At 67.4% G+C, this 12,752-nt stretch carries 8 protein-coding genes and 2 pseudogenes; 3 read left to right on the forward strand and 7 right to left on the reverse strand.

Features of this window, described 5'->3' with window-relative positions:
* Nucleotides 1–700 precede the first annotated feature (700 nt).
* From glgB to QEG98_RS19385, 4 genes and pseudogenes are all read right to left on the reverse strand, one after another.
* A complete protein-coding gene (glgB, locus tag QEG98_RS19370) occupies nt 701–2,905 on the reverse strand; it encodes a 1,4-alpha-glucan branching protein GlgB (protein ID WP_316567667.1) in 2,205 nt (734 codons plus the stop codon).
* Nucleotides 2,902–4,236 carry a phosphotransferase gene (locus QEG98_RS19375; RefSeq protein ID WP_316567668.1) on the reverse strand — a complete coding sequence of 445 codons (1,335 nt, stop codon included), beginning with the start codon at nt 4,234–4,236 and terminating at the stop codon, nt 2,902–2,904. The genes glgB and QEG98_RS19375 overlap by 4 nt, the downstream gene beginning before the upstream one ends.
* Nucleotides 4,233–5,888, reverse strand: a complete 1,656-nt coding sequence (treS, locus tag QEG98_RS19380) for a maltose alpha-D-glucosyltransferase (protein ID WP_316567669.1) — start codon at nt 5,886–5,888, stop codon at nt 4,233–4,235. The genes QEG98_RS19375 and treS overlap by 4 nt, the downstream gene beginning before the upstream one ends.
* A gap of 16 nt (nt 5,889–5,904) precedes the next feature.
* Nucleotides 5,905–7,900: pseudogene (locus QEG98_RS19385) on the reverse strand (alpha-1,4-glucan--maltose-1-phosphate maltosyltransferase).
* A gap of 220 nt (nt 7,901–8,120) precedes the next feature.
* On the opposite strand from QEG98_RS19385, the pseudogene QEG98_RS41970 reads away from it, so the two are divergent.
* Nucleotides 8,121–8,719: pseudogene (locus QEG98_RS41970) on the forward strand (sigma-70 family RNA polymerase sigma factor).
* Nucleotides 8,720–8,735: 16 nt separating this feature from the next.
* On the opposite strand, the gene QEG98_RS19400 reads toward QEG98_RS41970, so the two are convergent.
* Nucleotides 8,736–9,374: a pentapeptide repeat-containing protein gene (locus QEG98_RS19400; protein ID WP_316567671.1), complete on the reverse strand. Its 639-nt coding sequence runs from the start codon at nt 9,372–9,374 to the stop codon at nt 8,736–8,738.
* A 61-nt stretch (nt 9,375–9,435) separates the two neighbouring features.
* Entirely contained in the window at nt 9,436–9,792 is a 357-nt protein-coding gene (locus QEG98_RS19405) for a hypothetical protein (protein WP_011553706.1), read from the reverse strand.
* 193 nt (nt 9,793–9,985) lie between these two features.
* On the opposite strand from QEG98_RS19405, the gene QEG98_RS19410 reads away from it, so the two are divergent.
* Both QEG98_RS19410 and QEG98_RS19415 read left to right on the forward strand, forming a co-directional pair.
* Entirely contained in the window at nt 9,986–10,684 is a 699-nt protein-coding gene (locus QEG98_RS19410; protein WP_316567672.1) for a hypothetical protein, read from the forward strand.
* Nucleotides 10,685–10,695: 11 nt separating this feature from the next.
* Entirely contained in the window at nt 10,696–11,655 is a 960-nt protein-coding gene (locus QEG98_RS19415; RefSeq protein WP_316567673.1) for a hypothetical protein, read from the forward strand.
* A gap of 164 nt (nt 11,656–11,819) precedes the next feature.
* Here QEG98_RS19415 and QEG98_RS19420 read toward each other — a convergent pair whose 3' ends face one another.
* Complete coding sequence (locus QEG98_RS19420) at nt 11,820–12,749, reverse strand: DUF4382 domain-containing protein (RefSeq protein WP_316567674.1); 930 nt, start codon at nt 12,747–12,749, stop codon at nt 11,820–11,822.
* Between the last annotated feature and the right edge of the window lie 3 nt (nt 12,750–12,752).

Below are 12,752 nucleotides of genomic sequence, written 5' to 3' on the forward strand. Positions count from 1 at the left end.
ATCAGGGCAGGGGCCTGACGTGGCTGATCGGGATGTATTGCCTGTCTGGATGTTCAGTGGGGTGTGCGGTGGTCGGTTGGGCCATGCCTACCTGAACGAGCTATCAGGTATTTTGGGACTCATGATCGCGGTGCCGCTGTAGGTGGGCCTCAGTGGCACGCCGGGTCCTCGTCGCTCCCCATGTACTGATGACGTGTTCAGTGGGGCGAGTGCCCTCGATTGCACCAATGCCCACATGGGCGTGTGTTCAGTGTTGCGCGGGGTTCTGATCGCGACCTGTTCACTGGTGATATGTTCAGTGAGTAGGCTGACGCCTTGGTCGTGAATGCCTACATGGCAGCGCGTTCAGTGCCGCGTATCGCTCGGATTGAGGCTTGTAGCTGCCTGGGTGTTCAGTGATTCGGGTGCCGCCTGAAACAGCAATGCCTACATGTCCGTGCGTTCAGTGGCACCGCATGGCTGATCGCCGTCTTTGGCTGACTGGATGTTCAGTGATTTTTGGCACCCCATGTGTCGAGTCGACGGGCCTGCTCGGTCAGCGCCTGGCTGGTTCCCGTTCGCTGACTGGATGCCCAGTGAATTCAATGTGTATTTATTTGTGTTTGCGATTGTCTTGTCTGTGATTGATGTTTGTCTTTGGGGGCGGGCAGGGGAGTCCGCGGTGATGCTGCGGCGAACGCCCCTGTGTCGAGGCATTGACTCAGCCCGGCGTGAACCACAACACGGACAACGGGGGCAGGGTGAGGGTGGCCGAAGCCGGCTGGCCATCCCAGCCCGTGGGCTCGGTGTGAATCTGGCCCATGTTGCCCAGGTTGGAGCCGCCGTACTGCTCGGCGTCCGTGTTGAGCAACTCCACGTAGCGGCCCTGGAACGGGAAGCCCACGCGGTAGTTCTCCCGCACCGTTGGCGACAGGTTGGCGATACACACCACGTGTCGTCCTGGCTGACGCGCGCGCCGCACGAACGCGAACACGTTGTACGCGGCCGAGTCCGGCTGGAGCCACTGGAAGCCCATGGGCTCGCCGTCCGCATCGTGAAGCGCGGGCATGTCCCGGTAGATGCGGTTCAGGTCCGAGACCAGCTGAAGGATGCCGTGGTGCCCCGGGTCGTGCGTCAGGTGCCAGTCCAGGCTCTTGTCGTGGTTCCACTCGGCGGGCTGGCCGAACTCGCCGCCCATGAAGACGAGCTTCTTGCCTGGGTGCGCCCACATCCACGCGAACAGGGCGCGCAGGTTGGCGCGCTTCTGCCACGGGTCGCCCGGCATGCGCCCGTACAGGCTGCCCTTGCCGTGCACCACCTCGTCATGGCTCAGCGGCAGCATGAACTGCTCGCTGAACGCGTACAGCAGGCCGAAGGTGAGCTGGTTGTGGTGGTACTGCCGGTAGATGGGGTCCTTGGAGAAGTACGACAGCGTGTCGTGCATCCACCCCATGTTCCACTTGTAGTCGAACCCCAGCCCGCCTTCGGACACCGGCGCGGACACCTTGGGCCAGGCCGTGGACTCCTCGGCGATGACGACGACGCCCGGGTGCTTGCGGTGGACCGTTTCGTTCAGCTCGCGCAGGAAATGGATGGCCTCTTCGTTCTCCCGGCCGCCCCAGCGATTGGGAATCCACTCACCCTGCTTGCGGCTGTAGTCGAGGTAGAGCATCGACGCCACCGCGTCCACGCGCAGTCCGTCGATGTGGTACTCCTCGATCCAGAACAGCGCGTTGGCGATGAGGAAGTTGCGCACCTCATTGCGGCCGAAGTTGAAGACCAGCGTGCCCCAGTCCGGCTGCGCGCCCTTGCGCGGGTCCGCATGCTCATACAGGGCCGTGCCGTCGAACTGTCCCAGGGCGTGCAGGTCGCGCGGGAAGTGTCCGGGCACCCAGTCCACGAGCACCCCGATGCCTTCCTGGTGCATCTGGTCGATGAAGAAGCGCAGGTCATCCGGGTGGCCGAAGCGCGCGGTGGGAGCGTAGTAGCCACCCACCTGGTAGCCCCAGGAGCCGCCGTAGGGGTGCTCGGCCACGGGGAGCAGCTCGACGTGGGTGAAGCCGGTGAACTTGATGTACTCGGCCAGCGCCGGGGCCAACTCCCGGTACGTCATGGGCCGGTCGCCGTCCTCCACCACCCGGCGCCAACTGCCCAGGTGGACCTCGTACACGCTCCACGGCTGGTGATGGACGTCCCGCCGCTGCGCGCGTTGCTCCAGCCATGCTGCATCGCCCCAGGTGTAGCGCGCCAGGTCGTGCACCACGGAGGCCGTGGCGGGGGGGACCTCGGTTCGGAAGGCGAAGGGGTCCGCCTTGAGGACGTTGGGCCCGCCCTGGCCGGGGCGAATCTCGAACTTGTACCGGGTGCCTTCGCCCACCTCGGGGACGAAGAGCTCCCAGATGCCGGAGGAGCCCATGCGGCGCATGGAGTGCAACCGGCCGTCCCAGCCGTTGAAGTCACCGACCACGGACACGCCCGCTGCCGTGGGGGCCCACACCGCGAACGAGGTGCCGCGCACGCCGTGGTGGTGCAGCAGGTGCGCGCCCATGCGCTCCCAGAGGCGCTCGTGGCGGCCTTCACCGGCGTAATACAGGTCCATCTCCCCCAGGGTGGGGAGGAAGCTGTACGGGTCGCGAAGCGTGAAGACGCGCTTGCCGGGGTACTCCACCTCCAGCAAGTAGTTGAACGTCTGGTCCTTGCCGTTGATGCGGGCCTCGTAGACGCCGCCCAGCCGGTGCGTCATCGCGACGCGCCCGCCGGATTCTGGCAGCACGTGGATGGCCACGGCGTCCGGGCGGAAGGCGCGAATCACCACGCCATCCCCATCCGGGTGGATGCCCAGGACAGAGTGCGGCTCCGGATGCCTCAGCTCCACGACGCGCTGAAGCTCCGCGTCGACCTGGGCCTTGTCGGCTGGCTTCCTCACTTGGATGCCTCCATACGCAAGAGGGCCTGGAGGGGGATGCGCACCCAGTCGGGCCGGTTCTGCATTTCGTATCGCACTTCGTAGAGGAGTTTCTCCAGCTCGAACGCACGCAGCATCACGTCGAAGCTGTCGGCGTCCGCGGGCAGGAAGGGCGCGCCGCGCGTCACCTGCCGGTACCCTTCCACGAAGGCGTCGCGGATGGTGGTGATGCGCTCGTGGGGTGTGCCACCCTCCAGCGCCACCGTCGCCTCCGCGTAGTCGAACGAGCGGATCATCCCCGCCACGTCGCGCAGCGCGCTGTACTTCTCCCGGCGGGCGGTGAAGGAGCGCGCGGGCTCGCCTTCGAAGTCGAAGATGAGCCATTGGCTGTTGGCGCGCAGCACCTGCCCCAGGTGGAGGTCGCCGTGGATGCGAATCTTCTGGCCGGAGGGCGGCACCTGCGCCAGGCGCTTCGCGTGCTCGATGAGGTCCTCGCGCCGGTTCTCCAACTCCGGGTTCTGCCGGCTGGCGTCCGCCAGCGTCACGCCCAGCTCCCCGACGATGGAGGCGCTCCAGCGCTGGAGGTCCTCTTGCAACAGTGGCTCCGGCGTGAAGGCCGGGTCTTCGTCGGTCGCTGAGGCGAACGCCAGGTGGAGCTCGCCCAGACGCGAGCCCAGGTCGCGCATCTCCGACTGGAAGCGCGGACCCACGGCGCGCTCCTGGCGCAGCCGGTCCAGCGTGTACTTCCAGCCGTCCGTCGCATCCGGCACGAAGCGGTGGGCCACCGCGAGCGTCGCGCCCGCCGCCCCTTCCAGATGCAGCGCGCCCAACAGCGTAGGCGTGGCGCGGAACGACGTCTTGGTCGCGAGGAAGCGGCCCACCTCATGCTCCGGGTTCACGCCGGCTTCCAGCTTGCGGATGATCTTCAGGATGACCTGCTCACCCAGCACCACCGAGGTGTTGCTCTGCTCCACCTGCAGCCGCCGCACCTCCGGTGACGCGGGGAGCGCGAGCAAGCCGTCCTGCCCGCCAATCCATTCGCCTTGCACGCGGCCGGACGCGGACGCCACCTGGCCTCCGGTTCGGATGAGGTCGAAGAGGCCGCGCAGGCATTCGTCGCTCTCCAGCGCGTCTCGCACGCCTTCGGTGGAGGGATGGACGGGCAGCAGGTAGCGCTCCGGGCTGCCCAGTTCGTAGATGACCTCCACCACGGCGAGGCTGAAGGAGCAGCCGCCCGATTCGACGGCGGCGTGGTCCATCACCGTGACGTGCTTGATGGGCCAGGCCTTGCCGCTGAACCAGCGCTGGTGCTTGAGGTACTCAGGGAGCTTGGTCAAGTCGAGGGTCGTCATTCGAGGCTCCTCACCTGCTGGGACCTGTCCAGCCGGAACCACAGGAACATGAAGGGGCCCATGGAGAGCTGATATGGAAGCTCACTCACCCGCGGGAAGGGGGTTTCTCCAATCAGCTCCACCGGCACGGCGCCCTCCCACTCACGCATGTCGAGCACCGCGGGCTGGGCGAAGCGCGATAGGTTGCACACCACCAGAACCGTCTGGCCCTCCCATTCACGGATGAAGGCCAGCACCTTGCGATTGTCCGTCTGGAGGAAACGCAGGTTCCCCAGCGAGAAGACGGGGTAGCGCTGGCGGATGCGAATCATCCGCTTCACCCAGTGCAGGAGGCTGGACTTCACCCGCTCCTGGGCTTCCACGTTGATGGACTGATAACCGTACACCGGGTCGGCGATGACGGGCGCGTACAGGCGTGCGTAGTCCGCGCGGCTGAAGCCCGCGTTGCGGTCTCCCGTCCATTGCATGGGCGTGCGCACGCCGTTGCGGTCGCCGAGGTAGATGTTGTCGCCCATGCCAATCTCGTCGCCGTAATAGAGGACGGGCGTGCCGGGCAGGGTGAAGAGCAGGCTGTGCATCAGCTCGATGCGCCGGCGGCCGTTGTCCATCAGCGGCGCCAGCCGGCGGCGAATGCCCAGGTTGATGCGCATGCGTGGGTCGGTGGCGTATTCCCGGTACATGTAGTCCCGGTCCTCGTCCGTCACCATCTCCAGCGTCAGCTCGTCATGGTTGCGCAGGAAGATGGCCCACTGGCAGTTGTCCGGAATGTCCGGCGTCTGCTGCATGATTTCGACGATGGGCGTGCGGTCCTCGCGGCGCACCGCCATGTAGAGGCGGGGCATCACCGGGAAGTGGAAGCCCATGTGGAACTCGTCGCCGTCGCCGAAGTACACGCGCACGTCGGCGGGCCACTGGTTCGCCTCCGCCAGCAGCATCTTCCCCTTGTATTCGGAGTCGATGGTCTTCCGCAGGCGCTTGAGGAAGGCGTGCGTCTCCGGGAGGTTCTCGCAGTTGGTGCCTTCGCGCTCGAAGAGGTAGGGCACGGCGTCGCAGCGGAACCCGTCCACGCCCATGTTGAGCCAGAAGCGCATGACGTCCAGCATGGCTTCCTGCACTTCGGGGTTGTCGTAGTTGAGGTCCGGCTGGTGGCTGAAGAAGCGGTGCCAGAAGTACTGCTTGGCCACCGGATCCCACGTCCAGTTGGAGCGCTCCGTGTCCAGGAAGATGATGCGCGCGCCCTTGTACTGCTCGTCGGTGTCGCTCCAGACGTACCAGTTGCGCTTGGGGCTGTTGGGGTCGCTGCGCGCTTCCTGGAACCAGGGGTGCTGGTCACTGGTGTGGTTCACCACCAGCTCGGTGATGACGCGGATGTCGCGCTTGTGCGCCTCATCCACCAGCCGCTGGAAGTCCGCGAGCGTGCCGTAGTCCGGGTGGACGCCGTAGAAGTCCGCGATGTCGTAGCCGTCATCGCGCAGCGGCGAAGGGTAGTGGGGCAGCAACCAGAGGCAGTTGATGCCCAGGTCCTGGAGGTACGGAAGCTTCTCAATCAGACCGGGGATGTCCCCGTGGCCGTCGCCATTGGAGTCATGGAAGGCACGCAGGTGCAGCTCGTAGATAAGGGCTTTCTTGTACCAGAGGGGATCCAGGTCCATTACGCCTCTCGGGTTGTCACTCGTAGTAGTCGAACGCGTTCTCGGTGCGGCGGAACCGGTGAACGGCCCAGAGGGCCGCGGGCTGCTCGGGCGTCAGGCGCACCTGCACGTCCGGACCCTGCCACAGCGAGCGCTGGTCCGACATCAACTCGTGCACCTGATACGTCTCGTCAGGGCGCGCGCCCAGCCACTCCAGTGGCACGTGCAGCAGCGCCTCCTGGGCGGCATACGGGTCCAGGCTCACCGCCATCAGCACCGTGCTGCCGCCGTCTGGCGTGCGCTTGCCGTAGAAGAGGACTCGGTCGTTGTTCGACGAGAAGAAGCGCAGCGTCCCGTACTGGTGCAGCGCCGGGTGCGTGCGGCGCGCGGCGTTGAGGCGCGCAATCCAATCCCGGATGTTGCCGGGCCGGTCCAGGTCCCACGCGACCAGTTGGTACTTCTCCGAATCGGTGTACTCCTCCTTGCCCGGGATGGGGCGGCCTTCGCACAGCTCGTAGCCGCAGTACATGCCCCACACGGAGGAGAGCGTACCGGCCAGCGCTGCGCGCAGACGGAAGGCACCGGGCCCCGCGTTCTGGAGGAACTCCGGGAGGATGTCCGGCGTATTGGGCCAGAGGTTGCCGCGGAAGTAGTCGGACACCGGCGGCTGGGTGATTTCCTCCAGGTACTCCTGGATCTCGCCCTTGAAGTTGCGCCAGGTGAAGTAGGTGTACGACTGGGTGAAGCCCACCTTGCCCAGGGCCTTCATCACCTTGGGACGGGTGAAGGCCTCGGACAGGAAGAGGACCTGGGGATGGGCTTCCTGCACGCGTCGGATGAGCCAGGCCCAGAATTGCGTGGGCTTGGTGTGCGGGTTGTCCACGCGGAACGTGTTCACCCCTTGCTTCACCCAGTGGAGGACGACGGATTCCAGCTCCGCCCAGAGCGACTCACGCGCGGGGCCCATCCAGTCGAAGTTGACGATGTCCTCGTAGCGCTTGGGCGGGTTCTCCGCCGTCTTGATGGTGCCGTCCGGCCGGTGCTGGAACCACTCCGGATGCTCCTTCACGTACGGATGGTCCGGCGAGCACTGGAAGGCCAGGTCCAGCGCCACCTCGATGCCGTGGGCCTGCGCCGTCTCCACGAAGTGCCGGAAGTCCTCCAGCGTCCCCAGCTTCGGGTGCACGGCCTTGTGGCCGCCTTCCGAGGCGCCAATGGCCCAGGGGCTGCCCACGTCGTCAGGCGCCGCGGTGAGGCTGTTGTTCTTGCCCTTGCGCGCCGTGCGGCCAATGGGGTGGATGGGCGGGAGGTAGACGGTGTCGAAGCCGAGCTGCTGGATATACGGCAGCCAGCCTTCCGCGTCGCGGAACGTGGCGTGGGTGACGCCGTCGCGCTTCGCCGAACGCGGGAAGAATTCGTACCACGCGCTGAAGCGGGCCTTCTCCCGGTCCGCGAAGACCTCCAACACCTTGTCGTAGCGGCGAGCCAGTGAGCGGTCCGGATGGGTCGAGGCCACGTCGGCCAGCTCGGGGGCCAGGGCCACGGCGAGGAGGTCCGGGGAGGGGCTGTCGCAGCCGGACGGCCGCTTCGTCCAGCACGCGCGCGTCGTCCGGCTGCTTCGCCGCACGGGCACGGGCGGCGGCGCCTTCCAGCAAGGCGGCGCCTTCCAGCAACTCGCTGCGCACGTCGCGGCCCGCGTCGACCTTGCGCTTCAGCTCGGAGGTCCAGGTCCGGAAGAGGTCTGGCCAGGCCTCAATCGTGTACTCGTAGCGGCCGTTCCGCGTCAGGGGGAATTCGCCTTCCCACCGGTCATTGCCGAGGAAGCGCATGGGCACTTCCTCCCAGTCGGTCTGCTGCGCCCTGGGCGTCACCTGGCGCCAGCGGACGACGGCGACGAGGACGTCATGGCCTTCCTTGAAGACATCGGCCTTGACGGTGCACCGCTCTCCCACGACGCGCTTCACGGCGTGACGTCCCGCGTCCAGCTCGGGGCTGACTCCCTCGATGAATACGCTTCCGAGTCGTTCAGTCATGGTGGCTGGCGGCCCTTATAGGTCTTGGGTTGTGATTGCCTCGCGGCGAATCGCGGCTGTTGTCGATGCTGGACGCCTTCCGTGCCAGCCGCGTTGGCTCGTCAACGTTAAGGATGGGGGCGGGCACTGCCCACCCTGGAAGGCACGGCGCGCCCGGGTGCCCGCCTGCCGATACTTGAAGCTGGGAACTGCCCTGCCGTTTGAGCTATCCGGGACGAACATGGCGCCTCCTTCCTCCGCTGTGCCCCGAGCAAGCGACCCAGCGCTGGACCGGGCCCTCCTCCGGCAGATCGCCATGGGAAACCCGCAGGCCATGCGCGACGTCTACGCGCGCTGCGGCGGACGGTGTTTCGCCATCGCGTTGCGGTTGCTACCGACCCACGCTGACGCGGAAGAGGTGTTGCAGGAGACCTTCCTGGAGGTCTGGCGGCGCGCCCGAGAGTTCAATCCAGAACGCGGCGGCCTGGAGGCCTGGGTGACGACGATTGTGCGCACGCGCGCCATCGACCGGCTGCGGGCGCAGGGAACGGCGGCCCGCGTGGTGGAGGGGGCCGTGCAGCAGGAGCCTCCGGTCAGCGCCGCGCCCGCCGCGCCGGACGAAGCGGTCAGCCAGGGGAGGCACGTGCTCGCGTGATGGCGGCGCTGGCCCAGCTTCCTCCGGACCAGCGGGCGGTGGTGGAGCTTGCCTACTTCGAGGGCCTCTCCCAGCGGGAGATTGCCGAGCGCACCGGAGACCCCTTGGGCACGGTGAAGACCCGTGCGCGGCTCGCGTTGGAGAAGCTGGGGGCGTTGTTGGAGATCCTGCGCCCCCACGCCTAGCCCCCATGCCGGTCGGTCAGGAACGGCCCTTCTTGCGCTCCGTCTTCGCCTTCGGGCCCTCACCGTAGCCGGACACCACGAGCCCGAGCGTCTGGACGAAGTTCACAGCGGCCTCCACGGGGATGCGCGTGGCCTTCACCCGGTTGCGCGCGGGGTCGATGAACACGCCCTGCGCGGTTCCGAAGTCCGCCTTCGTGAGCGTGCAGCCGCGGAAGTTGCTGCCGGTGATATCCGAATCGCTGAAGTCCGACTCGGACAGGTCCGTGTCGATGAAGTTCATCTCCAGCGCCGTGCAGCGCAGGAACGCCGTCTTCCGCAGGCTGAGCCCCGCGAAGGTGCAGTAGCGCAGGTTGGAGCCGTCGAAGGTGACTTCGGGGAAGGTGCCCACGTCCGTCCAGTCGATGCCCATCAGCTTGGAGCTTTCGAAGCGCACGTCGCGCAGGGACGTCTCCGTGAACCGGGCTCGCGTGAGGTCGCAACCGGTGAAGACGCAGGACTCCATCCGAGTCCTCGTCCAGCGGCTCTCCTGCAGGGTGCAGTTGCGGAACGTGCAGCGGTAGAACTCCTTCCCGCCCAGGTCCGTCTCCTGGAGGTTCAGGTCGGCGAAGGTTTCGTTCTCGAAGCTGTCTTCTTCGTGGATGCGCTGGGAGGCCATGGCGGGCCCGTCACTAACGCCCGATGGCGCTCGCGGGCCAGGTCATTTCGCTCTGGATTCTCTATCCATGACGGACGGTGAAGGCCGCCAGCAGAGGCCCCGCGAGGCGGGTGTTCGCGGGAGACGTTGGCCCTCCTTCGGGAAGCTGCGTGAGGAGCGCCTCCAAGGCGGGCTTCATCTCCTCGAAGGCGGCGGTGGCCGCCGCCGCGTTGTCGAAGAAGCGGTGGTAGAGGAGCCAACCGGTGACGGAGCAGGCGATGGCGTGGAAGGAGCGGGTGTCATCCAACTCGTAGGTGAGCCGCGCCAGGCCGCCGAAGTCCTCATCCCGCGCGATGGTGCCGCCCTGGGTCCCCATCCACCCGATGGAGCCCCCGTCTTCATATGGCCGCCACGCCGCGTCGTCCGCACGTCCCACCATCCACCCCTTGCAAGGAAACCGGCGCCATCATGCGTGCCCCGAGGCGGATGCTCCAGGGCTCCGAGGCCTCCGCTTCGTTCGGAGGTGGACGTCGGTTCGGCGCGGAGGAGGTAGGGAAGGGGAGCACGCCACGGTTCGCGGAACAGTTGTGGCGGGACGGTTTGTGCCCGGCGAGGCGCCGTCCTAACCTGCCATGTCCATGAAGGCGATCCTCGTCTCCCTTTTCCTGTTGGGCTCGGCGCCGGACTCCAGCGCGCCAGCGATTCCGCCTGAAGCGCTCGCGGCGCCCCCTGTCGCGGATGAGTCCCCCACCGCGTGGTCCTGCACCGTGGACACCCTGCGTGCTGGGAAGGAATGCGTGTTCGAGGCGGACCTGTCCGCGGGCGCGCCCAGCGACTCGCAGGACGCGTCCAACAAGAAGATCCTCCAGGACGTGGCCCGCGCGCTGTGCACGGAGGCGGTGGGCAACATCCGTGAGGGCCGCCCGGACGCGACGCTCACCGCGCTTTGTGAGCGGCGCTACATCACCGCCGTGGACCAGTGCGGACTGGAAGGCACGTCGTTCGTGGTGGACGCCAAGGGCCGCTTTGCTCCCGGCGCTCGCTCCTGCTACCGCGCGCTGGCCAACGTCCTTCAAGAGGTGCAGTTCATGGCCACGGTGGCCTCGCCGTGCTGCGAGTGCGCCGCCCGCGCCAACTGCCCGGGCACCGCGGACCGCTGCTATGCCGAGGTCGCCCAGCAGGCCACCGCGCCCCAGACGCAGGCGTGCCTGAGTGACAGGTGCGCGGATGCGTGCGCCGTCGTGCTGCCGCTGCCCCGCCCCGGAGCGCACCCCGCGCCCACCGTCCAGCAGCGTAACCGCTCCGCCAGCCCTGGCTCCGCTTCCCTCTAGGAGTTCCGCCCATGCGCCGTCCTTCCTGGAAGCTGTCCTCCTGGGCCCTGATGGGCACGTTCGCCGCCGGCTGCGGCGCCTCGCATTCCCACGTGACGTGGTCGGAGGACGCGCCTCATCCGAAGGAGGAGGTGTTCGTCGCCAGGCCTCCGCCGGAGCCGCCCGCGCCCAGTCCCACCTCGGACCCCAAGGCGTTCGCCGCCCGGTACGCCAACCCGGCCGTGTGTGAAGCCGCCGCTCGGCGCCTCCAGGGCGCTTCGCGGGATGAGGCGTGGGATGGCCTGAAGGCCTGCATCGAGCACACGCCCTTCACCCAGCTCAACGCGCTGTTGGGCCGCGCCTGGGCGCAGGACCTGAGCGTGCGTCCCGAAGGCGCGAAGCTCATTGCCCGCGTCGTGGCCCAGCGCGGTGGCAGCGTGACGGGCGAGCTGCGCTACCTTCAGGAGAAGCAGATCCCCATCTTCTCGTTGGCCTCCGCCATGGACCGGCCGGACACGTACAAGGGCCGCTACGTGCTGCTGCGCGCGCAGGTCGCGGACCAGCGCTCGGAAGGTGAGCGCTCCACGGTGTGGCTGGTGGAGCAGGCCCTCAGCTCCGTCCAGACGGACGAGGTCGTGGGCCATGGCGAGCGCATCGACTCCGTCACCTCGTACTCGGGTGACCTGGCCGGGCAGTCCGTGCTCACGGGGCCAGGGCGGGTCGGGGGCACGGTGAGCACGTCCGAGCGCTCCGGCCGCAACACCACGCGGCGCTTCGTGGAGAACATCTCCGACGAGACGGGCCGCGAGGCACTCGGTCGTCTGGCGAGCGCCGACCCGTTCCTGGAGACCCGGCGCGACTACGTCATCCTCGCGCGCTTCGACGGTGTCCGCCTCACGTCGGGCGGCGCGGAGACCGATGACGAAGCGCCGCGCATCCCGGTGCTGACCATCGTCAGCTACCACGCGCCGCAGGCGCTCGTCGTCTACTGAACGGCCGTCGACGCGGCGTGGTCTGCGTCGGGGCCGGGGGGCGTGCACTCGGTGCCTGGGTGACACAGAAAAAAACGAGGCGTCGGGATACTTGCCCCGACGCCTCGCCCTGGGAACCGACCCCGCGCCAGTCCCCACGTAACCGTGTGCAGGTCGCGCCCGCGCTACTGCTGGGTCGCACCCGTAATCGTGAAGTGATTCGCCACGTCGCGGCCCGAACCCACTTCCACCGTCACCGGCTGGTCGGGCGCGGTGGAGGCGCTGACGTAGGAGGGCGGCTCGAGGTGCACCGTGAAGGTGCCCGGGATGAGGAACTTGAAGACCGCCTCGTAGGTGCCGTCGCCGTCCTCGTCGGTCAGCGCCAGCCGCTCACTGCTGCCCGCCTCGTTCGTCATCACCGCGTTGAAGTCGCCCAGCGTCACCTGGTGGCCGTCCACCACGGGCAGCGTCACCGTCGGGGCCGTGTCCGCCGTCACGCGGATGCTGCCGGAGGCCGTCACCTCGGCGGCCTTGATGACCGGATGCATCACCCACTTGCCCGCGTTGCCGGCTTCCTTGCCAAAGCTCTGGCCGACGTCGAAGTCCACGAGCAGCACCTTCTGCTCGCCTTCGATGGTCAGCTTCTCAGAGAACTTCACCTTCAGCCCGGACGTGCCGAAGCTGGGCATGTGAAGCTGGCCGTCCACCTGCGTGCCCGCGGGCAGGCCGGCGTAGTCGGCTGACGACGCGAACACGGTCGACGCGCCGTCCGCATTCGCCACCTCGATGTAGCCACCGGTGATGACGAAGCGGAGCTCGGAGTAGTCGCCATTGGGGACCACCGCGTCAGACACCAGTTCGGACGTGGAGTTGGCGAGCTCCAGCAAGCTCACGGTGGCGGGGGTATCACGCAGCACCACGCGGCCACCTTCGCCGTCGCCGCCTTGCAGATAGATTTCGGAGATGGTGACGACAGCGGTGCGGATGTCGTCTCCTGGTGCGTCGGTCAGAAGCAGGGTGACCTTGCCCTCGTTGCCACCACACGCCATCAGCGGGAGCAGGGCGATGGGTAGCAGGGCCAACAGGGTCGAGCGTAGGCGCGAGCGAATCGTCATGGT

This window comes from Myxococcus sp. MxC21-1 (genome assembly GCF_032612255.1).
Taxonomy (GTDB): domain Bacteria; phylum Myxococcota; class Myxococcia; order Myxococcales; family Myxococcaceae; genus Myxococcus; species Myxococcus virescens.

Bases quoted from the DNA above. Each gene is read 5' to 3' on its own strand.
- QEG98_RS19415 (WP_316567673.1), top strand. From the start codon at position 10,696: ATGCGCCGTCCTTCCTGGAAGCTGTCCTCCTGGGCCCTGATGGGCACG.
- QEG98_RS19405 (WP_011553706.1), bottom strand. From the start codon at position 9,792: ATGGTGGGACGTGCGGACGACGCGGCGTGGCGGCCATATGAAGACGGG.
- QEG98_RS19375 (WP_316567668.1), bottom strand. From the start codon at position 4,236: ATGACGACCCTCGACTTGACCAAGCTCCCTGAGTACCTCAAGCACCAG.
- QEG98_RS19400 (WP_316567671.1), bottom strand. From the start codon at position 9,374: ATGGCCTCCCAGCGCATCCACGAAGAAGACAGCTTCGAGAACGAAACC.
- QEG98_RS19420 (WP_316567674.1), bottom strand. From the start codon at position 12,749: ATGACGATTCGCTCGCGCCTACGCTCGACCCTGTTGGCCCTGCTACCC.
- treS (WP_316567669.1), bottom strand. From the start codon at position 5,888: ATGGACCTGGATCCCCTCTGGTACAAGAAAGCCCTTATCTACGAGCTG.
- QEG98_RS19410 (WP_316567672.1), top strand. From the start codon at position 9,986: ATGTCCATGAAGGCGATCCTCGTCTCCCTTTTCCTGTTGGGCTCGGCG.